This window comes from Pseudomonas sp. GD04015, assembly GCF_029837675.1.
In the GTDB taxonomy this organism is placed as follows: Bacteria; Pseudomonadota; Gammaproteobacteria; order Pseudomonadales; family Pseudomonadaceae; genus Aquipseudomonas; species Aquipseudomonas paralcaligenes.
Genome location: NZ_JAOEEE010000004.1, coordinates 240,307 through 261,347, shown reverse-complemented (window position 1 = coordinate 261,347; position 21,041 = coordinate 240,307). Strand labels below are relative to the sequence as shown.

Below are 21,041 nucleotides of genomic sequence, written 5' to 3'. Positions count from 1 at the left end.
GTTTCTCCTGTATCGCGAGGGCCTGTAACACCCTCACCCCATCCCTCTCCCAAGGGGAGAGGGGGCTTAAAGCACCGACTTCAGGAAGTCCGCGGTCTCCGGCTTCTGCGGATTGCCGATGACCTGGTCGGGCGAGCCGATCTCATGCACCAGACCGTTGCGGAAGAACGCCACGCGGTCGGACACGTCGCGGGCGAAGCGGATTTCGTGGGTCACCAGGATCATGGTCATGCCCTCCTCGGCGAGCAGGCGCATGGTGTCCAGCACCTCGCCCACCAGTTGCGGGTCGAGGGCGCTGGTGGCCTCGTCGAACAGCATGTAGTCCGGGCTCATGGCCAGTGCGCGGGCGATCGCCATGCGCTGCTGCTGGCCGCCGGAGAGCTTGCCGGGGAAGACCTTGAGCTTCTCCGCCAGGCCCACGTGGGTGAGCTGCTTGACGGCCATCGCCTCGGCCTCCTCCTTGCTCAGGCCGAGCACCTTGCGCGGCGCCAGCATCACGTTCTCCAGCACGGTCAGGTGGGGGAAGGCGTTCCACTGCTGGAACACGATGCCGATCTTCTGCCGCAGCTTGTTCAGGTCGGTGCCCGGGGCGTGCACCTCGGTGCCGTCGACGCGGATGCTGCCCTTCTGGATCGGCTCCAGGCCGTTGATGCACATCAGCAGGGTGCTCTTGCCGGAGCCGGAGCCGCCGATGATCGACACCACTTCGCCTTTTTCCACCGTCAGGCTGACGCCCTTGATGACTTCGAGGTCGCCGAAGGATTTATGGACGTTGTCGATCTCAATCATTTTCCTGCCACCTTTTCTCCAGCCGGGCGCCCAGCTGGGCCACCACCAGGCTCATGACGTAGTAGATGAGGCCGGCGATGCACAGCACCAGCAGCGGCTCCTGAATACGGGTAACGATGGTCTGCGAGGCGCGCAGCAGCTCGACGATGCCGATCCACATGACCAGCGCGGTGTCCTTCATCACGCTGAGCGCCAGGTTGAGCCAGCCGGGGAAGGCCACACGGGTGGCGATCGGCAGCACGATGTAGCGCAGGTCCTGGAAGTAGCTCAGGCCCAGCGAGCGTGAGGCGCGGCGCAGGTTCGGCGGCACCGCCAGCACGCCGCTGCGGACCACCTCGGTGCAGAAGGCCGCGGCGTACACGCCGAGCACGACACAGCCGACGGTGAAGGCGCTGATGTTCAGCCCGGCGATGCTCTTGAGGGCGTTGAACAGGACGAACTGGATCAGCAGCGGCACGCTGCGGAACACGTCGAGCACCCAGGCCAGCGGCAGAGTGAGACGCGGCAGGGTGGCGCGCAGCAGGCCGAAGAGGACGCCGGCGACGGTGCCGATCAGCATCGCGCCGACGGTCAGCTTGAGGGTGATCCAGGCGCCCTGCAGCATGAACAGCAGGTCGTTGGAGGTGAGGCTGGTTTCGAACATGCCCGGCCCTCCCTCAGTAGCGGAACAGACGCCAGGCCATCAGGCGCGCGACGAGCACGATGGTCTTGGCGATCAGGTAATAGAGCACCGCCGCCATGGCGAAGTACTCGAAGGTGCGGAAGGTCTTCACGTTGTAGTCCTGGGTGACGCCGGTGAGATCGTTGTTGAGGCCGACGATCACGCCCAGCGAGGTCATCAGCACGGCCCACACCATCTGGTTGGAAAGCGGGTGGAAGACGATGCGCAGCAGCTGCGGGACGATGATCATCCGGTAGGCCTGGAAGGCGCTCATGCCCAGCGAGCGGGCCGCCTTCATCTGCGTCTCCGGCACCGCCTTGAGGCCGCCGCGGAAGTTCTCCGCCAGGTAGCCAGCATTGTTGAAGGTGATGCCGGCGAGCAGGGCGACCCAGGAGCTGACGTGCAGGCCGAAGCTGCCGAGGCCGAAGTAGAGGATGTAGATCTGGAACAGCGAGGGCGTGTTGCGGGCGATGGAGACCCAGGTGTTGGCGAAGTGCCGGGGCACCGGGTTCTTCATCTGCCGCATCACCGTCAGCAGCAGGGCGATCAGGGTGCCGAGGAGCATCGACAGGGCTGCCGTCTCCAGGGTGACCCAGGCGCCCGCCAGCATGTCGGGCAGTGCCTTGAACGCCGAGCGCCAGTGGAAGGTGTAATCGAACATCGATCAGCGATTCCCTTGGGGTTGATGTTGACCCAGCCAGGCCGGGAGTTGTCCCTGGTTGCGCCCGGTGCAGGCGGCCTCGACGCAGGCGGCGAGGCTGCCGAAGTGCACGCGCCGGCCAACCAGGCCGGGGGCGTAGTGGGCGTACTTGCCCGAGTTGGTCATCAGGGTGGTGCTGCCCGGCGGCACCACCGGCTCGCCGAGCATGCACCAGCAGGTGTCGGTCACCAGGCGCGCGCCGAATGCTTCCAGCGTAGCCACATGGCCGGCCGCCGTTGCGCGCTCGTGCACGGTGCGCCCGCAGGTGATCACCAGGCGGGTGTCCGGGTGCCGGTGGCGGCCTTCGCAGAGCTGGGCCAGCACGGCCAGCTCCGAGGCGGAACAGTGCGGGTTGCCCAGGGCTACCAGCTGCACGCCGGGCGACTCGGCGCTGTTCAGTTCCCACCAGCTGTCGAGCAGGTCGGCGATGGTCACCCGCAGGTGCTTGGCCGGTGCCTTGCCGCCGAGGGCGCTGGCCACGTCCGGCGCCTCCGGGGTGATCCCGGCGATATGGAACATGGGCGCCGCCGAGGTGGTGGCGAAGGCGGCGCCGAAGGCCTTGAGCGCGTCGGAATCGGCGGCGCTCAGCTCCAGCCCGCAGAGCAGCGGGATATCGCTGCCGGCGAGCAGGCCGACGTGGTAGCCGAGCAGCGGCCAGAAGCTGTCGTCCACCTGCCGGGGCGCCTCGACCTCGATCAGCAGGCTGGCGTGGCGGCCCTCGTCCAGGTGGCTGCCGCTGCGCGGCGCGCGGCCGGTGAGGGCGATGCAGATGTCCAGGTAGTCCGGGTACTTGAGGGTGCGGGCGCCGAGCACGCTGTTGGCGTAGACCACGGCGTTGGATTCGGCCCAGACGATCTGCTCGCCCAGCGCCGGTGCGCTGTCCAGCAGGTAGGGCGCGCAGGTGTAGCTGAGCGCCGCGCCCATGGCCATGTACACGTCGCCGAGGGCGCTGGCCGGCTCGCCGAACGTCGGGTCGATGCCGAGGGCGCGCCACTGGCGCTGGTCCACCGAGATCGAGTTGAGCGTGGTCGGCACGCAGACCCTGGCGCCCCAGTCCAGCAACTGCTGGGCGAAGCGCAGGCAGGCCGGGCCGGTGTAGATGCAGCCGTCGATGTGCGCCTGGGTCACGTCGATCAGCTCGCGGGCGCCCTGCAGCTCGGCCATGCGCAGCACCAGTTGCATCGCCACCTGGGCGGCCCTGCCATGCTCGCCGGCGAGGATGGCACGGTCGCACTCGCTCAGGGCAATGCTGCTCGGCTGGGTGTGGTCATGGGCGATCGGCTCGGCGCGCCAGCCGTCGTCCGGCGCGGCGTCGCCCGGGAAGAGTCGCAGGTGCTCGCCGTCGATCCGGGCGGTGGCGCCGGCGTGGCGCTCCAGCTGGGCGAAGGCCGCGTGGCCGATGCACAGCACCGGCAGCTGGACGTCGAACACATGCTCGGCGACCAGGGCGCCGAGGGTGAGGATCTCGTCGGGTTCGGCCAGCACCAGCGCCGCCGGTGCCGGGCCGTTGAGGATCAGTTCCAGCAGGACGCTGCTGCCGGTGCAGGAGCCGCGTCCGCTGGGAATGGCCAGGACGCGCCCGGCCAGGGATTGCCCGCTCAGCGGGTGGTGACGGTCGATCACCTCGCCGCTGAACGGATCGACGCCGCCCCAGAAGCTGAGGCCCAGGTCGGCGTACAGCAGGGGCCCCTGGCCCCTGCCCGCCACCAGGCTGCGGCCGTCGATCCGGACTGCGGTCATCGTCATCGGCCTGTCAGTAGTACACGCCGGGGACGGTCAGGTTGGCCGGCTTGATCTCGTCGCCGACCCACTTCTTCCACAGCTCGTCGTAGCGGCCGTTGCGCACCTGCTGGTTGACGAACAGGTTGAGGTAGTTGATCAGGCCGTACTCGTTGCGCTTGGCGGCCAGGGACACGTAGTCGACCACGTAGGGCGCGTCGCCGGCGACCTTCAGGCCCTTGTACTTGCCGGACTTGAGGGTGGCGGCGGCCACGGTGTTGGTCACCACGGTGGCGTCGATGTGGCCCTGGGCCACGGCGAGGATGGTGTCGTTCTGCGACTGGTAGGCGCGGAAGCTGCCCTCGCCCCAGGCCTTCTGGTCCTTCTCCAGGGCGATGGCCTCGTAGGTGCCGCTGGTGTTGCCCAGCTTCTTGCCCTTGAGGTCGGCGTAGCTGTTCACGCCGGCGTCCTCGCGGGTCAGCACGACCATCTGGAAGGCGAAGTAGGGCACGGTCATGCCCACGGTCTTGGCGCGCTCCAGGGTGTCGGAGGTGGAGGCGACGATCACGTCGGCGCGGCCGGAGACCAGCGCGGGGATGCGGTCCGGGAACGGTGTCTCGACCACTTCGGCATCGACGCCGAGGACCTTGGCCAGGTCGTTGCAGTAGTCCACATCGAAGCCGGCCGGCTTGTTGCTCTCGTCGCGGAAGCCCATGGGCGGGAAGTCGAGGGTCACGGCGCAGCGCAGCTTGCCGGATTCGATGATGTCGTCGAGCTTGTCGGCCTGGGCGGTGGCGGCGAGAGATGCGCTGAGGGCAGCGCCCAGGGCGATGGCGAGGGTCTTTCTATTCATGTGCAGCCTCATGGTGTGATGGTTGGCAGATGAAACAGAGGTATCTTGAATTTCGTATACGATATTTACTTTGCAAGCCCTATGCCGGATCGCTCGCCGCAGACGCGCGAATGCTCCAGCCCCCGCCGCGCCGGGCCGGGGCATCCTGCGAAGGGGTGAGAATCAGACTAGTCGGGCGCTTTCGTGACCGCTCGGTGTTACATAACGAAGCATGGGCGCACCTGCGTGCCCCCAAACGGAACACGCAGGCTCAGCGGGTGCGGTGGGAGTCGCGGTACTGGCTGGGAGAGAGGCCGGTGAGGGCCTTGAACTGGCGGCTGAAGGCGCTGTGGTCGGTATAGCCGCAGCGCAGGGCGATCTCGGTGATCGGCAGCTCACCCAGCAGCAGCTGCGAGGCGGCGCCGAGGCGCGCCTTGTGGATCATCTGCCGCGGGGTTAGCTGGAAGATGCGTTTGCAGTGGCGCTCCAGCTGCGCCACCGAGAGCCCGGCGATGGCGGTCAGCTCGGCCAGGCTGATGGGCTGTGCGTAGTTGCGGCGGATGTGCTCGTCCACCGCCGCCAGCTTCTGGTAGGCCGGGTGCGCCGCCTGGGCGGCTTGCAGATCGCAGGAGATGCCGGCCATGCCGATGATGTTGCCGTCGGCATCGCGCAGGGCCAGCTTGTGGGTCAGGCACCAGCCGGGCTGGCGGCCGGGATAGAGGTGCAGCTCCAGCTGGTCCTCGAGGCCGCCGCCCTCGCCCAGCACCTGCAGGTCCTGGGCGGTGTAGAGCGGGCCGAAGCGCGAGGGGAAGACGTCCTCGGCGGTGTGCCCGAGCAGCTCGTGCTTGTCCTTGAAGCCGCAGCGGGTAGCCAGGGTCTGGTTGACCAGCACGTAGCGCGCCTGCGGGTCCTTGACGAAGAACACCACGCCGGGCATGGCATCGAGCAGCGGGGCGATGGCGCCGAGGCTGGCGAGCAGGCTGGACAGGTCGGCGGGAGCGGATGGCGGCAGCAGGTCGAGCATGAGGTGGTCGCGTGCGGGCCCGGGGCGCCCATTGTGCGCAGCGCGGTGGACGGCGGACAAGCGCCCCGCCCGCCGCCTCATTCCCCGCCGAGCCGCAGCAGGGTCTCGATGCGCGTCGGGCTGAACGGTGGGCGCGGCGCCGGCGGCTGCCAGCCGAACAGGGCCTGGGCGGCGGCGCCGCAGACGCGGCCCTGGCAGGCGCCCATGCCGCAGCGACTGGCCATCTTCGCCTGGCTCCAGCCGCCGTGATCGGCGAGGGCGGCCAGCGGCACGTCCTCGCAGCGGCAGATCAGGGTGTCCGGCCGGGCCAGTCGCTTCACCTCGTCGCGCAGGGCAAAGGCGGTGATCAGCGTTTTCGCGAAGCCGTGCCAGCGCCTGCGCTGGGGCCACAGGCGCTGCGCTGCCTCGCGCTCGCCGACCGCCGCGTGGCCGGCGATGGAGCCTTCCATCAGGGCCTTCTCGCTGCCGCCGAAACCGGTGCTCTCGCCGGCGGCGTAGACCCCATCCAGGTCGGTGGCCTGCCAGGGGTCGACGGCGATGGCGCCGTTGGCGATGCGGCAACCCAGGGCCTGGCCGAGCTGCAGGTTGGGGACCAGGCCGAAGCCGCAGGCCAGGCGCTCGCAGGCGATCTCCTTGGTGCGCCCGCCGATGTTCAGGCGCACCGCTTCCAGGCGGCCGTCGCCCAGCGCTTCGACAACATGGCTGCCGGCCCGGTAGCCGGGATGGAACAGGCCGAACGACTGCAGCAGCTTGTGCGGCCAGCGTGGCAGTTGCGCGGCGAAGCCGGCCACGGCCGCCCAGCTCGCCTGTTCGGCGATGTGCAGCACCCGCGCGCCGTTGTCCTTCGCCGTGGCGGCGCTGGCCAGCAGCAGCGGGCCGCTGCCGGCGATGACGATGCGCTCGCCCGCCACCGGCATGCCACCCTTGATCAGTGCCTGCAGGCCGCCGGCGCCGGTGACGCCGGGCAGGGTCCAGCCGGGAAAGGGCAGCAGCAGCTCGCGGGCGCCGGTGCAGAGGATCAGTGTGTCGTAGCGGATGACGCGGCCCTGCTCGGGGTCTTCCACCAGCAGCGCTTTTGGCCCGGCCAGGGCGACCACGCGGGTGGCCGGCAGCAGCTCGATATTGGCCTGCGCCTCCAGGCGCCGGCGATGCTCGCGGGCCAGCGGCGGCAGGTGCGCCTGCGGGCCGTCGCGCCAGATCTGCCCGCCGGCGGCGGGGTTGTCGTCGAGCACGGCGATGCGCGCGCCGCTCGGCGCGGCGGCCAGCGCCGCGGCCATGCCGGCGGGGCCGGCGCCGACGATCAGGATGTCCACCTTCATGGCCGGCTCTCCACGCGCATGCCGTCGCGGCACAGGGTCTGGCAGGCCAGGCGGCGCTGGCCGTCGATGGTCACCCGGCACTCCTGGCAGACGCCCATGCCACACACCGGCGCGCGGCGCTGGCCGCTCACCGAGGTGCGGCTGGTGCCGTCGCCGCCGAGCATCAGCGCGGCGGCCACCGTCGTGCCCTCGGCCACCCGCAGCGGGCGGCCGTCGAGAATCAGTTCAGGCATGCGCGCGCACTCCCGGGAAGCGTTGGGGCAGGTAAGGCTCCGGCGCCAGCGGCGCAGCTTCGCCGAACAGCTGGGCGACCAGCAGGTCGGCGCTGCCCGGCGCGGTGGTGACGCCCAGGCCCTCGTGGCCGACCGCCAACCACAGGCCTGGCCGCTGGGGGTGCTCGCCGAGCAGCGGCAGGCCGTCCGGGCTGGCGGCGCGGAAGCCGGTCCAGGCGCGGATGCCGTTGAGCCTGGCCAGCCCCGGCATGTAGTCGACGGCGCGCTGCAGCAGCTTCGCCAGCATCCACGGCTCGACCTCGGGGTCGCTGGTGCCGAACTGGCGCGAGGCGCCGATGAACAGCTGGCCCGTCGGCCTGGGCTGGATATTGGCGGCGGTCGAGGGGCCGCTGGCGTTATGCGCGCTGGTCACGTAGCCCAGCTCGACCAGGGTGTGGTCGATGCGCCCGGGGTAGCGGTCGGTGATCAGCAGGTGGCCCTTCTTCGGTTCGATGGGCAGTTCGGGGCACAGCTCGTTGGCGTGGATGCCGCCGGCCAGGATCACCGCCTGGGCGCTCAGCCAGGTGCCGTCTTGCAGATGCACGCGGCCACCTTCGACCTCGGTCACGCGGCCCTGGCGGACTTCGATCAGCGGATGGTCGAGCAGCCAGCGCGCGGCGTTGGGTGCATAGAGGATGCCGTCGCCGATCACCCGCAGGCCGCCGTGCAGGCCGTCGCGCAGCTCCGGCTCGGCGCTGCGCAGGGCTTCGGCGCCGAGCAGTTCGCAGTCCAGGCCGTGCTCGCGTAGCACCTGGTACTTGGCCTCGGCCACCGCCATCTCCTCGGCGCTGGCAGCCAGCCACAGGGTGCCGTTCTGCCGGTAGGCGCAGTCCTCCGGCATGTCGCGGGCCCAGTCGCGCCAGCGTTGCACCGAATACTGGCTGAGGGCGAGCTCGGCCGGGTTGTCGTCGAGCACGATCAGGTGGCCCATGCCGGCGGCGGTGGCGGCGCGCAGGCCGGCGTCCAGCACCAGCACGCGCTGGCCGCGCAGGACCAGCTCGTGGGCGCAGGCGGCGCCGACGATGCCGGCACCGATGACGATGACGTCGGCGCCGTCGCTCACAGGCGGATGCCCCAGGCGAAGGGGTCGTCTTCCTCGATCAGCAGGGTGGCCTCGGCGCTGATGTGCGCGCGGCCGCGGATGGTGGGGATGATGCGGCCGCCTTCGGCGTGCTCGTAGCTGCCCTCGAACTGGCTGCCGATCACGCTGGCCTGGCGCCACAGCTGGCCCGGCTGCAGCTTGCCGTCGGCCGCCAGGCAGGCCAGCTTGGCGCTGGTGCCGGTACCGCAGGGCGAGCGGTCGTAGGCCTTGCCGGGGCACAGCACGAAGTTGCGGCTGTCGGCCTCGGTGTCGTCGGCGAACAGCTCGATGTGGTCGATCAGGCCGCCGTCCTCGCCGCGGATGCCCTGGTCTTCCAGCGCCTGCTGCACGGCCACCGAGTAGGCGGTGAGCACGTCCAAGTTGTCGCCGGCCACGCGCAGGCCGTGGTCGCTGATCAGGAAGAACCAGTTGCCGCCCCAGGCGATGTCGCCGGCCACCTGGCCGTGGCCTGGCACTTCCACTTCGACCGCCTTGCGGTAGCGGTAGGCCGGCACGTTGCGCACGCTTACCGAGCGGTCGTCGTGCAGGGTCGCCTCGACGGTGCCGACCGGCGTCTCGATCCGGTGCACGCCCGGGCCGATGCGCCCCAGGTGGGCCAGCGACACCACCAGGCCGATGGTGCCGTGGCCGCACATGCCGAGGTAGCCGGTGTTGTTGAAGAAGATGACTCCGGCACAGGCGCCAGGGTCGACCGGCTCGCACAGCAGGGCGCCGACCAGCACGTCGCTGCCACGCGGTTCCAGCACGCTGGCGGCGCGCCACTGGTCGAAGCGCTCGGCCAGCACCTGGCGGCGTTCGGCCATGTTGCCCTTGCCTAGGTCGGGAAATCCTTCGAGGACCAGGCGGGTGGGTTCGCCGCCGGTGTGCGAGTCGAGTACGCGGATGCGTTGCATGAAGTCCCCTGCCGATGAATGGTTTTGGCAAGGGTGCCGCCGGAACGAGGTCGGCGGCTTGAGCCATTTCCGCCGGCGTTATGACGAAATCGGCACAGCCTCAGGCGCGATTGGGCAAGTGCTCGTAGAGCGTCTGGCACACGCCGTTGATATGTTCCTCGATCAGTCGGGCGGCGGCCTCGGCGTCGCCCGCGCGGCAGGCGGCGATGATGTCGCGGTGCTCGTGGTCGGCGCGGTCCTTGCCTTCGGACAGGCTCATCTGCATGCGCAGGTAGCGCTCCAGCTTGTCGTGGATCGAGCGGATCAGGTTGACCAGAAAGGGGCGCTGCGCCGGTTCGTAGAGGCAGGCGTGCAACTGCCAGTTGAGTTCGGCCCAGCGACCGACGTCCTCCTCGCCGAGGAAGGCCTCGCAGATGCGTTCGGCGGCGGCGAAGGTTTCCTCGGTCATGTTCGGCACCGCCAGGCGGATGGCGCGCATTTCCAGCAGCACCCGCACCTCGAACATCTGCGCCATCTCCGGCTCGGAGATGCGTGTGACCACCGCGCCCTTGTTGCGCTGGAACATCACCAGCCCTTCGGCTTCCAGGCGCTTGAGCGCCTCGCGCACGGGAATCTTGCTGACGTTGAACAGCTGGGCGATGTCGTCCTGGCGGATCGGCTCGTCCTCGGCGAAATGGCCGGAGATGATCGCGTCGCGCAGGTGTTTGGCGATGACCTCGGATGCGGCGGGAACTATCCCCAGATTGGGAGCGTTGAATCGAGGTAGAGGCACGGCGCGTCACCGAGTCGGGCTGGCTGATGCGAATATCATATACGAAATTCCCCTGGCTGCCGGCTCAGCCCGCCCGGCTGAAGCGCTGTTCCAGTTCGGCGATCTGCGCGCGCTCGCCACGGATGAAGTCACGGAAGGCCTGGGCCACCGGCGACAGGCGCTTGCCGCGGCCGTGCACCACGCACCAGCTGCGCTGCAGTGGCAGTTCTTCCACCGGCAGTTCACGCAGCAAGCCCCGGGCCAGTTCCAGGCGCACCGCGTGGCGCGGCAGCAGGGCCAGTCCGAGGCCGGCGATGGTCGCCTCCACCTGGGCTTCGGTGGAACCTATCTCCACCGTCTGGGCGAAGTGCGCGCGCTTCTGGTGACAATATTCCTCGCAGGCCCGGCGGGTGCCCGAGCCGGGCTCGCGGACCAGCAGCGGGAACGGCGTGAGGTCGCTCAGGCGCAGCCTTTCTAGGGCGCACAGAGGGTGCTGCGGCGGCGCCACGGCGACGATCGGGTTGTTGAGGAAGGGGAAGAAATCCAGCGGCTGGTCGCCGGGCGGCTGCGACATGATCAGCAGGTCGTCGCGGCTCGCCGACAGGCGGCGCACCGCCTGGCCGTGGTTGACCACCACCAGCTGCAGGCCGACCTCCGGGTGCTGCTCGCGGAAGGCGGCGAACAGGTGCGGCACCAGGTACTTGGCGCTGGACTCCACGGCCAGGGTGAGCTGGCCCTGCAGCGAGCCCTGCAGGTCGGAGAGCTGCATGTCCAGCGCCTCCAGGCGACCGAACACGTCCTCGCTGGCGCGTAGCAGGGCTTCGGCGGCGGGGGTCAGGTAGAGCTTCTTGGCGACGTAGTCGAACAGCGGCTGGCCGACCAGCTCTTCCAGCTGGCGAATCTGCAGGCTCACCGCCGGCTGGGTCAGCGCCATTTCCTCGGCGGCGCGGCTGTACGAACGGCTCTCGCACACCGCACGGAAAATCTGCAGCTGGCGAAATGTCATTCGCATCAATGACTTGCGCATTTATATCGACTCGGAAGCAACTCATTTCGCCACGACTATAAGTCTTTGCTAATGGTCATCCAAATGATTATTGATTTTGGGTAATTCATCGACGGCGCTACCTTGAAAGCAAGACCGCCTCGGGCTGCGCGGTCATTCGTGGACCGCTCTGTCGCGGTCCTTTGCTCACGTGATCGAGGAACCAGGCTCGTGATCAAGAAGATTCTCATCGCCAACCGGGGCGAGATCGCGGTGCGCATCGTGCGTGCCTGCGCCGAGATGGGCATCCGCTCGGTGGCCGTCTACTCCGAGGCGGACCGCCAGGCACTGCACGTCAAGCGTGCCGACGAGGCGCACAGCGTCGGCGACGACCCGCTGGCCGGCTACCTCAACCCGCGCAAGCTGGTGAACCTGGCCGTGGAAACCGGCTGCGACGCCCTCCACCCGGGCTATGGCTTCCTCTCGGAGAATGCCGAGCTAGCGGAAATCTGCGCCGAGCGCGGCATCAAGTTCATCGGCCCGAGCGCGGAAGTGATCCGCCGCATGGGCGACAAGACCGAGGCGCGGCGCAGCATGATCGCCGCCGGCGTGCCCTGCACCCCGGGCACCGAGGGCAACGTCGCCGACATCGCCGAGGCGCTGTCCGAGGCCGAGCGCATCGGCTACCCGGTGATGCTCAAGGCCACCTCCGGCGGCGGCGGCCGCGGCATCCGCCGCTGCAACAGCCGCGAGGAGCTGGAGTCGGCCTTCCCCCGGGTGATTTCCGAGGCGACCAAGGCGTTCGGTTCGGCCGAGGTGTTCCTGGAGAAGTGCATCGTCAATCCGAAGCACATCGAGGCGCAGATTCTCGCCGACAGCTTCGGCAACACCGTGCACCTGTTCGAGCGCGACTGCTCGATCCAGCGCCGCAACCAGAAGCTGATCGAGATCGCCCCCAGCCCGCAGCTCACCCCCGAGCAGCGCGCCTACATCGGCGACCTGGCGGTGCGCGCGGCCAAGGCAGTGGGCTACGAGAACGCCGGCACCGTGGAGTTCCTGCTCGCCGACGGCGAGGTGTACTTCATGGAAATGAACACCCGGGTGCAGGTGGAGCACACCATCACCGAGGAAATCACCGGCATCGACATCGTTCGCGAGCAGATCCGCATCGCCTCCGGGCTGGAGCTGTCGGTGAAGCAGGAGGACATTTTCCACCGCGGCTTCGCCCTGCAGTTCCGCATCAACGCCGAGGACCCGAAGAACAACTTTCTGCCCTCGTTCGGCAAGATCACCCGCTACTACGCCCCCGGCGGCCCCGGCGTGCGCACCGACACGGCGATCTACACCGGCTACACCATCCCGCCGTACTACGACTCCATGTGCCTGAAGCTGATCGTCTGGGCGCTGACCTGGGAAGAGGCGTTGGACCGCGGCCTGCGCGCGCTGGACGACATGCGCGTGCAGGGCGTGCGCACCACCGCGCCCTACTACCAGGAAATCCTGCGCAACCCCGAGTTCCGCAGCGGCCAGTTCAACACCAGCTTCGTCGAGAGCCACCCGGAGCTGACCCAGTATTCGATCAAGCGCGAACCGTCGCATCTGGCCCTCGCCATCGCCACCGCCATCGCCGCGCACGCCGGCCTGTGAGGAACGAACAATGAGCAAGAAGATCACCGTTACCGACACCATCCTGCGCGACGCCCACCAGTCGCTGATCGCCACCCGCATGCGCACCGAGGACATGCTGCCGATCTGCGACAAGCTGGACCGGGTCGGTTACTGGTCGCTGGAGGTCTGGGGCGGCGCCACCTTCGACGCCTGTGTGCGCTTCCTCAAGGAAGACCCGTGGGAGCGCCTGCGCCAGCTCAAGGCGGCGCTGCCCAACACCCGCCTGCAGATGCTCCTGCGCGGGCAGAACCTGCTCGGCTACCGCCATTACAGCGACGACGTGGTGCGCGCCTTCGTGGCCAAGGCCGCGGTCAACGGCATCGACGTGTTCCGCATCTTCGACGCGATGAACGACGTGCGTAACCTGCGCGTCTCCATCGAGGCGGTGAAGGCTGCCGGCAAGCACGCCCAGGGCACCATCAGCTACACCACCAGCCCGGTGCACACGGTCGAGGCCTTCGTCGCCCAGGCCCGGGCCATGCAGGCCATGGGCATCGACTCCATCGCGATCAAGGACATGGCCGGCCTGCTCACGCCCTACGCCACCGCCGATCTGGTCAAGGCGCTCAAGGCCGAGGTCGACCTGCCGGTGTTCGTGCACAGCCACGACACCGCCGGCATGGGCTCGATGTGCCAGCTCAAGGCCATCGAGGCCGGCGCCGACCACATCGACACGGCCATCTCCAGCTTCGCCTGGGGCACCAGCCACCCGGGCACCGAGTCGATGGTCGCCGCCCTGCGCGGCAGCGAGTACGACACCGGCCTGGACCTGGCGCTGATCCAGGAGATCGGCATGTACTTCCACGCCGTGCGCAAGAAGTACCACCAGTTCGAGAGCGAATTCACCGCCGTGGACACCCGCGTGCAGGTCAACCAGGTGCCGGGCGGGATGATGTCCAACCTGGCCAACCAGCTGAAGGAACAGGGCGCGCTCAACCGCATCAACGAGGTGTTCGCCGAAATCCCGCGTGTGCGCGAAGACCTCGGCTTCCCGCCCCTGGTCACCCCGACCTCGCAGATCGTCGGCACCCAGGCGGTGTTCAACGTGCTCGCCGGCGCCCGCTACAAGACCATCACCAACGAGGTGAAGCTGTACCTGCAGGGCCGCTACGGAAAGGCGCCGGGCAAGGTCAACGAGGCGCTGCGCAAGCAGGCCATCGGCAGCGAGGAAGTGATCGACGTGCGCCCGGCCGACCTGCTCAAGCCGGAGATGGCCAAGCTGCGCACGGAGATCGGCAGCCTCGCCAAGAGCGAGGAGGACGTGCTGACCTTCGCCATGTTCCCGGACATCGGCCGCAAGTTCCTCGAGGAACGCGCCGCCGGCACCCTGACCCCGGAAGTGCTGCTGCCGATCCCCGAGGCCGGCGGCGTGGCCGCGCCCGGCGGCGAGGGCGTGCCGACCGAGTTCGTGGTCGACGTGCATGGTGAGAGCTACCGCGTGGACATCACCGGCGTGGGCGTGAAGGGCGACGGCAAGCGCCACTTCTACCTGTCCATCGACGGCATGCCGGAGGAGGTGGTGTTCGAGCCGCTCAACGACTTCGTCGCCGGCGCCGGCGGCAAGCGCAAGCACGCCAGCGAACCGGGCGACGTCAGCACCACCATGCCGGGCAACATCGTCGATGTGCTGGTGAAGGAGGGCGACCAGGTCAAGGCCGGCCAGGCCGTGCTGATCACCGAGGCGATGAAGATGGAAACCGAGGTCCAGGCGCCGATCGCCGGCACCGTCAAGGCCATCCACGTGGCCAAGGGCGACCGGGTCAACCCCGGCGAGGTGCTGGTGGAGATCGCCTGACGGCGCAGGGTTGGTCCCATTGGGGGGAGCATCGGGCTCCCCCTTTTTTATGGCTGTGTCCGGTTACGTGCTGGTGGCGCAATCATGCTTTTGTGGGAGCGGCCTTGGCCGCGAAATTCGCGGATAAATCCGCTCCCACAAGGTGTGCAACAACTAACGGGGACATAGCCTTTTTATGGCTGTGTTCCCGTTACGTGTTGCGCGATCAGGCCCTCTATCTGAGCGCTACAGCTGCCGGCCCCTGGATTCCCGCCTTCGCGGGAATGACGGTTCTGGAAGAATTTCACCTTTTACCTCGTCATCCCCGCGCAGGCGGGGACCCAAAAGAGGTCAGGGCACGACAACATCGTAGCGGCTGGCAAAAAGCGTCAAGCAACTCGGCGCCGGAGTCCCCGTCAGGAGGCCGAGTGGAGGTGTTGCGCAGGAGGATGAGCCGCATGGATGCGGCGAGAGAACCAGGCGTCCTCCGCTTGAAGAGCTATGGATGGCCCTTCAAGCCGGCCCCGGAGGGCACCGGAGGAAGGACAGTCCGTGCCGCCCGGACCCGGATGCCGGGGTGGCCTTCTCGTTGGTTGCTTTCTTCTGGTCCAGGCGGCAATACGTAGACAGGAGCAACGAAGCGGAGTAACAGCCGCGGCGGGCCCGAGCGACTCGCTCGGGAGTTCGGAACCAACACTTTCATGCGGTTGGGTAAACAGCTGAGCATCGGTTTGCCAGCTTATCGGTGCGCGCGGCGCACCCTACGATCACATGCCTTCATCCAACCGATACATAGCCTTCTCATGGACCATAGAGCGCCTCGGCCAGGCGGCGGGCCGCCGTGGCGCTGTGCGCGCCGGGGAACAGGTGGGCGATAGGCACCGAGACGAAGCGTTCCTCGCGCAGCCTTGAAAGCAGTGGGTCGGCGCGCAGCGCGGCGATCTTCTCCGGCGCGGGCGACCACACCGCGTCGGCCAGCAGGATGACGTCCGGGTCTTCCGCCAGCAGCAGCTCCGGGCTGACCACGAAGCCGCGCCGGGCGATGTGGTCGAACGGGTTGCGCGCGCCGGCCGCGCGCATCAGCTCGCCGATGAAGCCTTGCCCGCCTTGGGTGTTCAGGCCCTGCTCCAGGCTGTCGAGGTAGAACACCCGCAGCGGTTCGTGCCCCCGTGCCAGCTCGGCGGCGCGCGCCAGTTCCCGCCGTTGCTTGGCGATCAGCACCCGGGCCCGCTCCGCTTGGCCGACCAGGCGGCCCAGGCTGGTCAGGTCCCGCTCGATGCCGGCGAAGAAGGTCTCCGCCCGCTGCGGGCAGGCCGCGTCCAGCAGGTAGCTGGGCATGCCGTTGGCGGCCAGTTCGCCGCGCGACAGCAGGCCCTGGCCGAAGGCCGAGGCGAAGCCGCCGATCACCAGGTCCGGCCGCAGGGCGTAGACGATCTCGGCCGAGGGGTATTTCTCGGCGATCACCGGGATGCCGTGGTAGCGCCCCTGGCGCAACGCCTCCGGGTCGTCGTCGATGTAGGCGACGCCCAGCACCTGGCGGCTGGCGCCGAGGGCGATCAGCAGGTCGGCGGCGTGCTGATTGAGCACCAGGATGCGCTGCGCTGGCGCCGCCAGGGTGGCGTCCTGGCCGCAACTGCTGAAGGCGATGGCCGCCTGCAGCGGCGGGCAGGCCAGGGCGAGCAGCAGTGCCAGCAGGGCGGGCCTGGTCATTCGGCCTCTACCAGCAGTTCGGCCACCGGTCGGCCTGCCTCAAGGTGCTCCTGCACCAGGCGCAGCACCTGTTCGGGGTTGCGCAGCGAGTACCAGCAGCGGTCCGGGTACACCGTGAGGATCGGCCCCCGGTTGCAGGGGAACTGGCAGCCGCTGCGGCTCATCAGCACGCCGTGCGGGGTTTCGATCAGGTCGCGGCTGGCCAGCTCGCGACGCAGGGCCTTCCACAGCGGCAGGGCGCCGCGTCGCACGCAACGCGGGCCGGTGCAGAGGAACAGGTGGCGCTGGTGCGGCGGTGGCCGCGACCAGTCGGGCTGCGCCGGAATCTCGCCGACGTCCCGGCAGTCCAGCAGCTGGCTCTCGTCCTCCAGCGCGGCGCAGGCGGCGCGGGCGTCCAGGCCCTGGCGGCCCAGCGCCGAGCCGGTGACGCGCAGGCGCGGCGCATGCTCGAACTCGGCGGCGATCGTTGCCAGTTCGCCGCGCAACCAGTCGAGGTAGGCGCTGTCCGCCGCCGGTTCCAGATCGGCCACCCGCAGCTCGGTCGCGCCCGCCGCGAGGCAGGCGCGGACCCGTTGCCACAGGGCGTCGAAGGCGTCGCCGGTGTCGACCACGTCCTCGGCGGCGGCCGGGCTGCGCAGTTCCAGCAGTTGGCGGCGGAAGGCCTCGCCCTGGGCGCCGCCGAGCGGGCCGGCGAAGATCAGGCTGCGCACGCCGGCCTCAGAAGCGGTAGGTGTAGCGCAGCTCGGCGGTGCGCGGCCGGCCCAGGTTGTCCACCTGGCGGGTGCCGTTGGTGATCCGGCTGGTGGCGTAGTCACGGTCCAGCAGGTTCTCCAGCAGCAGGCTGACGCGGTGTTGCTGGGCGGCGTCCAGGTAGTGGTAGGCGTCGGCGTCCAGCACGGTGTAGTGGCCGTAGTCGTCGCCGGCCGCGCTGACCACCGCGCGCACGTAGCGGGCGGCGGCGCCCACGCCCCAGGCGTCGGCGTCGTAGCCCAGGCGGGTGCGGGCGAAGAAGCTGGGGATGTTGTGGAGGGTCACGCCTTCCCGGGTCTCGATCAGGTTGCGCGTGGCGTCGCCGCTCCAGCTCCAGCCGGGGGCGAAGCGCCACTGGGCGTCGACTTCGACGCCGCGCACCTCGATCTCACCGTCGCCGTTGACCCATTGCTCGCCGTGTAGGCTGATCAGGTCGGTGATGTCGCGGCGGAACAGGGTGGCGCTGGCGGTCAGCGGGCCGCCGTCGAAGTCCAGGCCCAGCTCGGCGTTGCGGCTGCGTTCCGGCTTGAGGTCGGGGTTGCCCATCTCCGAGCCCGGCTCGTTGACGTAGAGCTGCTCGGCGTTGGGCAGCTTGAAGGCGGTGCCGAACTGGCCGCGCAGCTTCCACTGTTCGTTCAGGTCGTACAGCGAGGTGAGCATCCACACGGTGGCGCCTTCGCCGCCGGACATCTTCTCGCGGCGCACGCCCAGGCTGGGGTGCCAGTCCGGCAGCGCGTCGATCCGCGGGCGCAGCTGGGCGTAGAAGGCGTGGGCCTCGGCCTCGTTGTTGTCGATGATCAGCACGTCGTCCTGGCCCTCGAACCACTGGTTGTCGTTGCCGAACACCAGTTCGTGGCCGCCGGCCAGGATCGCCTTGCCCTCGATCTGCGCGCCCCAGTCGGTGAAGCCCCAGTAGTCGTTGCGGTTGAGCGTGCGGGTGCCGCCGCCCTGCAGGTTGTAGATCCGCGTGTAGCGGGTGTCCCAGTCGTTGATGTGGGTCTTGGCGAACCAGCTGAAGTCGTCGCTCAGGCGCTGCTGGAAGGTGGCCGTGGCGATCTGGTGGACGCGGTCGTTGGTGGTGCTGCGGTTGGAGGTGGGGCGGGCGAAGTCCAGGTCGGCCTCGCTGTACTGGTAGAACAGCTCCAGCCGCGCGTCCTCGCCGAAGGCCTGGATCGCCTTGCCGCCCAGGGTGGTCACGTCGTAGGAGCGGCGCTCGTCGCTGACGGTGGCGGTCATGTCGCGGTCGCGGTAGGGCTGGTAGCCCTGCGAGCGGTGGCGGCTGGCGTAGCCGAGCAGGCCCAGGTCGCCGAAGCCGTTGGTGAGCACCCTTTCCACCCGCGCGTCGCCGTTGCGGCCCTTGAAGCTGTCCAGGCCGAGGTTGACCTCGCCGCTGGCGTCGCGGCTCTGCGGACGCCGGGTGACGATGTTGATGACGCCGGACACCGCCTGGGTGCCGAACAGGATGCCCTGGCCGCCCTTGAGCACCTCGATGCGCTCCACCGCAGTGGTCGGCAGGGTGTCCAGGTAGATGCCGCCGTACAGGCGGTTGTTCAGGCGCACGCCGTCCAGCAGGATCAGGGTGTCGTCGTTGCGGCCGCCGAGCAGGGAGAAGGTGCCGGTGTCGAACGGGCCGTTCTTCGGCGCCACGTACAGGCCGGGGACGTACATCTGCAGGACGCGGGACAGGTCGGCGCTGGGGCCGGCGCGTTCGATCTGCTCGCGCTCGATGATGTTCAGGTGGCTGCCGTAGCGGGCCATTTCCGCCACGGCGGTGGATTCCACCGAGGGCGCGCTGATGGTCAGGTTGTCCAGGCCCAGGGGCTGCGCCGCCAGGGGCGCGGCGAGGCCGCACAGGAGGGTGCCGGTCGCCAGCGGCGCACGGCGGAACAGGGAAGAACGGGAAAGAGCCAAGGTGATCGCCTCGAAACGAGTTTCGTAGGCGCGCGCAGACAAGGGCCTCCCGTGCGGGCGGACCATCGGTTACGCCCGCCCACCGCGGGTTTGCCAACAAGGGTCCAGGCCGGTCTCCGGGCTTGCGAGACTTGGGGCGTTCGCCTTCCCATGCCGAAGCACAGTGGCAGAGTGAACACCCGGCTCGCATACCGTTGCGGGGGCAGCGCCGGACTGGCTCGCCGAGGGGCGGAGCATTACCGGCTTCCCGTTTAACCTCGCGCGCGGCGGCGCGAGACACCTGGATCGGCGCGCATGAGACCAGCGTGCTGGCGGCGGGTCAAGTCGCGGTAGGCGTGGCGAGGGTTGTCAGTCCCCGAGAAACAGGGCGGGCGGGGCGATTCGTGGCACTCAAGGGCTGTGTGCCAATTTGTTGCGTGGGGTGCGCCGTGCGCACCGGGCCCTGCGGAGGCTTGCTGGTGCGCGCGGCGCACCCTGCGAAGCGGGTATAAAAAAGGGAAGCGCTCGGCTTCCCTTGGTGACGGCGGGTGTCGCGGTTCAGCGCCAGAACGGCTTGTCGATCTCGATGGCGCGGTCGTAGGTGCTGATGCCGGCATCGGCCAGCAGGCGCTCGTCCAGGCGGGCGAGTTCGCGGCGGCTGCTGATGCGGCGCTGCCAGAGCAGCAGGGTGCCCAGGACGCGCAGGGGCAGGTTGCCGCCGCTGGCCGGGCTCTGTTGTTGGAACATGAGGTCGGAACCGAGTATGCGTTCCATGGTGGTGCTTCCTTCCGCTTCGCGCGGGGTTAGAGGGTGTCCTACTGGAAGCATATTTTCCTGACTGGATAGTCGATTTTATAGACACAGCTGGGCTAAATTGCAGGGCTATTAGTTAGGCGGCTTTGTAACTGTTCTGCTTCTACGGCTGCAACTGTACTGGTCATAAGTGGAAAGTCCTGCCGTTTCAGAACCTGCGCGAATTTCGACCAGCCATAGCCGTTTCAGCGAGAAATAGATGCCGGTACAGTTTTTCGATGGACTCTTTTGAAGTCGTATCTGTTATTGCCCCAAATCGCTCGACTGTCGCTGCCGGACGCCACGGCGCTGGCGTACAGTTGAGCGACTGCCCTGCCAGGAAGCACACACCATGACCGACCATACCCAGCAATTCGCCAGCGACAACTATTCGGGCATCTGCCCCGAGGCCTGGGCCGCCATGGCCGAGGCCAACCGCGGCCACGAGCGCGCCTATGGCGAGGACAGCTGGACGGCCCGTGCCGCGGACCGCTTCCGCCAGCTGTTCGAGAGCGACTGCGAGGTGTTCTTCGCCTTCAACGGCACCGCGGCCAACTCCCTGGCCCTCTCCTCCCTGTGCCAGAGCTACCACAGCGTGATCTGCTCCGAGACCGCCCACGTCGAGACCGACGAATGCGGCGCGCCGGAGTTCTTCTCCAACGGCTCCAAGCTGCTCACCGCGCGCACTCTGGCCGGCAAGCTGACCCCGGACTCGATCCGCGAGGTGGCGCTCAAGCGGCAGGACATCCACTACCCGAAGCCGCGCGTGGTGACCCTGACCCAGGCCACCGAGGTGGGCACCGTGTACCGCCCCGACGAGGTCGCCGCCATCAGCGAGGCTTGCAAGGCGCTGCGACTCAACCTGCACATGGATGGCGCGCGCTTCTCCAACGCCTGCGCCTTTCTCGGCTGCAGCCCGGCCGAGCTGACCTGGAAGGCCGGCGTCGACGTGCTGTGCTTCGGCGGCACCAAGAACGGCATGGCGGTGGGCGAGGCCATCCTGTTCTTCAACAAGGCGCTGGCCGAGGACTTCGACTACCGCTGCAAGCAGGCCGGCCAGCTGGCCTCGAAGATGCGCTACCTGTCCGCGCCCTGGGTCGGCCTGCTGCAGGACGATGCCTGGCTGCGCTACGCCAGCCACGCCAACCGCTGCGCCCGCCTGCTCGCCGAACTGGTGGCCGACGTGCCGGGAGTGAGCCTGATGTTCCCGGTGGAGGCCAACGGCGTGTTCCTCCAGCTCTCGGAGCCGGCCATCGAGCGCCTGCGCGACTGGGGCTGGCGCTTCTACACCTTCATCGGCGCCGGCGGCGCGCGCTTCATGTGCTCGTGGGACACCGAGGAGGAGCGGGTGCGCGAACTGGCCGCGGACATCCGCCGCGCCATGGCCTGAAACGGAAACCGGCCCTGACG

The 21,041-nt window shown here is 68.7% G+C and carries 19 protein-coding genes and 1 riboswitch; of the genes, 3 read left to right on the top strand and 16 right to left on the bottom strand.

The annotated features are described in order from the left end of the window. Positions 1-66 precede the first annotated feature (66 nt). The 12 genes from N7640_RS05585 to N7640_RS05530 form a co-directional block, all read right to left on the bottom strand. Positions 67-789 (bottom strand): amino acid ABC transporter ATP-binding protein, encoded by a 723-nt coding sequence (locus N7640_RS05585; protein ID WP_220812619.1) that lies wholly within the window; start codon positions 787-789, stop codon positions 67-69. Then, positions 782-1,432 carry an amino acid ABC transporter permease gene (locus tag N7640_RS05580; protein ID WP_220812618.1) on the bottom strand — a complete coding sequence of 217 codons (651 nt, stop codon included), beginning with the start codon at positions 1,430-1,432 and terminating at the stop codon, positions 782-784. The genes N7640_RS05585 and N7640_RS05580 overlap by 8 nt, the downstream gene beginning before the upstream one ends. Before the next feature lie 13 nt (positions 1,433-1,445). Continuing rightward, the gene (locus tag N7640_RS05575; RefSeq protein WP_220812617.1) at positions 1,446-2,111 is read right to left on the bottom strand and encodes an amino acid ABC transporter permease; all 666 of its coding nucleotides are present in this window, start codon (positions 2,109-2,111) and stop codon (positions 1,446-1,448) included. A 3-nt stretch (positions 2,112-2,114) separates the two neighbouring features. Further along, positions 2,115-3,890, bottom strand: a complete 1,776-nt coding sequence (locus N7640_RS05570; RefSeq protein WP_279903069.1) for an aconitase family protein — start codon at positions 3,888-3,890, stop codon at positions 2,115-2,117. 13 nt (positions 3,891-3,903) lie between these two features. Next, positions 3,904-4,722 (bottom strand): transporter substrate-binding domain-containing protein, encoded by an 819-nt coding sequence (locus N7640_RS05565; RefSeq protein ID WP_220812615.1) that lies wholly within the window; start codon positions 4,720-4,722, stop codon positions 3,904-3,906. Positions 4,723-4,972: 250 nt separating this feature from the next. Further along, the gene (locus N7640_RS05560; protein WP_279903066.1) at positions 4,973-5,725 is read right to left on the bottom strand and encodes an AraC family transcriptional regulator; all 753 of its coding nucleotides are present in this window, start codon (positions 5,723-5,725) and stop codon (positions 4,973-4,975) included. 77 nt (positions 5,726-5,802) lie between these two features. Continuing rightward, positions 5,803-7,044: an FAD/NAD(P)-binding oxidoreductase gene (locus N7640_RS05555; RefSeq protein WP_279903064.1), complete on the bottom strand. Its 1,242-nt coding sequence runs from the start codon at positions 7,042-7,044 to the stop codon at positions 5,803-5,805. Then, positions 7,041-7,277, bottom strand: a complete 237-nt coding sequence (locus tag N7640_RS05550) for a (2Fe-2S)-binding protein (RefSeq protein WP_279903062.1) — start codon at positions 7,275-7,277, stop codon at positions 7,041-7,043. The genes N7640_RS05555 and N7640_RS05550 overlap by 4 nt, the downstream gene beginning before the upstream one ends. Next, positions 7,270-8,379 (bottom strand): FAD-dependent oxidoreductase, encoded by a 1,110-nt coding sequence (locus N7640_RS05545; protein ID WP_279903060.1) that lies wholly within the window; start codon positions 8,377-8,379, stop codon positions 7,270-7,272. Before N7640_RS05545 ends, N7640_RS05550 begins: the two co-directional genes overlap by 8 nt. After that, positions 8,376-9,311: a 4-hydroxyproline epimerase gene (locus N7640_RS05540; RefSeq protein WP_279903058.1), complete on the bottom strand. Its 936-nt coding sequence runs from the start codon at positions 9,309-9,311 to the stop codon at positions 8,376-8,378. The genes N7640_RS05545 and N7640_RS05540 overlap by 4 nt, the downstream gene beginning before the upstream one ends. A 100-nt stretch (positions 9,312-9,411) precedes the next feature. Next, positions 9,412-10,083: a GntR family transcriptional regulator gene (locus N7640_RS05535; RefSeq protein WP_279903056.1), complete on the bottom strand. Its 672-nt coding sequence runs from the start codon at positions 10,081-10,083 to the stop codon at positions 9,412-9,414. Between the two features lie 64 nt (positions 10,084-10,147). Next, positions 10,148-11,089, bottom strand: a complete 942-nt coding sequence (locus N7640_RS05530; RefSeq protein WP_279903055.1) for a LysR family transcriptional regulator — start codon at positions 11,087-11,089, stop codon at positions 10,148-10,150. Positions 11,090-11,278: 189 nt separating this feature from the next. On the opposite strand from N7640_RS05530, the gene N7640_RS05525 reads away from it, so the two are divergent. Both N7640_RS05525 and oadA read left to right on the top strand, forming a co-directional pair. Beyond that, positions 11,279-12,694, top strand: a complete 1,416-nt coding sequence (locus tag N7640_RS05525; RefSeq protein ID WP_220812607.1) for an acetyl-CoA carboxylase biotin carboxylase subunit — start codon at positions 11,279-11,281, stop codon at positions 12,692-12,694. 10 nt (positions 12,695-12,704) lie between these two features. Next, positions 12,705-14,510, top strand: a complete 1,806-nt coding sequence (gene oadA / locus N7640_RS05520; RefSeq protein WP_279903054.1) for a sodium-extruding oxaloacetate decarboxylase subunit alpha — start codon at positions 12,705-12,707, stop codon at positions 14,508-14,510. Positions 14,511-15,290: 780 nt separating this feature from the next. Here oadA and N7640_RS05515 read toward each other — a convergent pair. The 4 genes from N7640_RS05515 to N7640_RS05500 all read right to left on the bottom strand — a co-directional run bounded on the left by N7640_RS05515 (position 15,291) and on the right by N7640_RS05500 (position 19,613). Next, complete coding sequence (locus tag N7640_RS05515; protein ID WP_279903052.1) at positions 15,291-16,199, bottom strand: ABC transporter substrate-binding protein; 909 nt, start codon at positions 16,197-16,199, stop codon at positions 15,291-15,293. Further along, entirely contained in the window at positions 16,196-16,909 is a 714-nt protein-coding gene (locus tag N7640_RS05510) for a (2Fe-2S) ferredoxin domain-containing protein (RefSeq protein WP_279903051.1), read from the bottom strand. Before N7640_RS05510 ends, N7640_RS05515 begins: the two co-directional genes overlap by 4 nt. A 7-nt stretch (positions 16,910-16,916) precedes the next feature. Beyond that, positions 16,917-18,803, bottom strand: coding sequence for a TonB-dependent receptor (locus N7640_RS05505; RefSeq protein WP_279903096.1), 1,887 nt, complete (start codon positions 18,801-18,803; stop codon positions 16,917-16,919). A 146-nt stretch (positions 18,804-18,949) separates the two neighbouring features. After that, positions 18,950-19,159: riboswitch (cobalamin riboswitch) on the bottom strand. A gap of 238 nt (positions 19,160-19,397) precedes the next feature. Continuing rightward, a complete protein-coding gene (locus N7640_RS05500) occupies positions 19,398-19,613 on the bottom strand; it encodes a DUF1127 domain-containing protein (protein WP_220812602.1) in 216 nt (71 codons plus the stop codon). A gap of 370 nt (positions 19,614-19,983) precedes the next feature. On the opposite strand from N7640_RS05500, the gene N7640_RS05495 reads away from it, so the two are divergent. Then, positions 19,984-21,021, top strand: a complete 1,038-nt coding sequence (locus N7640_RS05495) for a low specificity L-threonine aldolase (protein WP_279903050.1) — start codon at positions 19,984-19,986, stop codon at positions 21,019-21,021. The last annotated feature ends 20 nt before the right edge of the window (positions 21,022-21,041 follow it).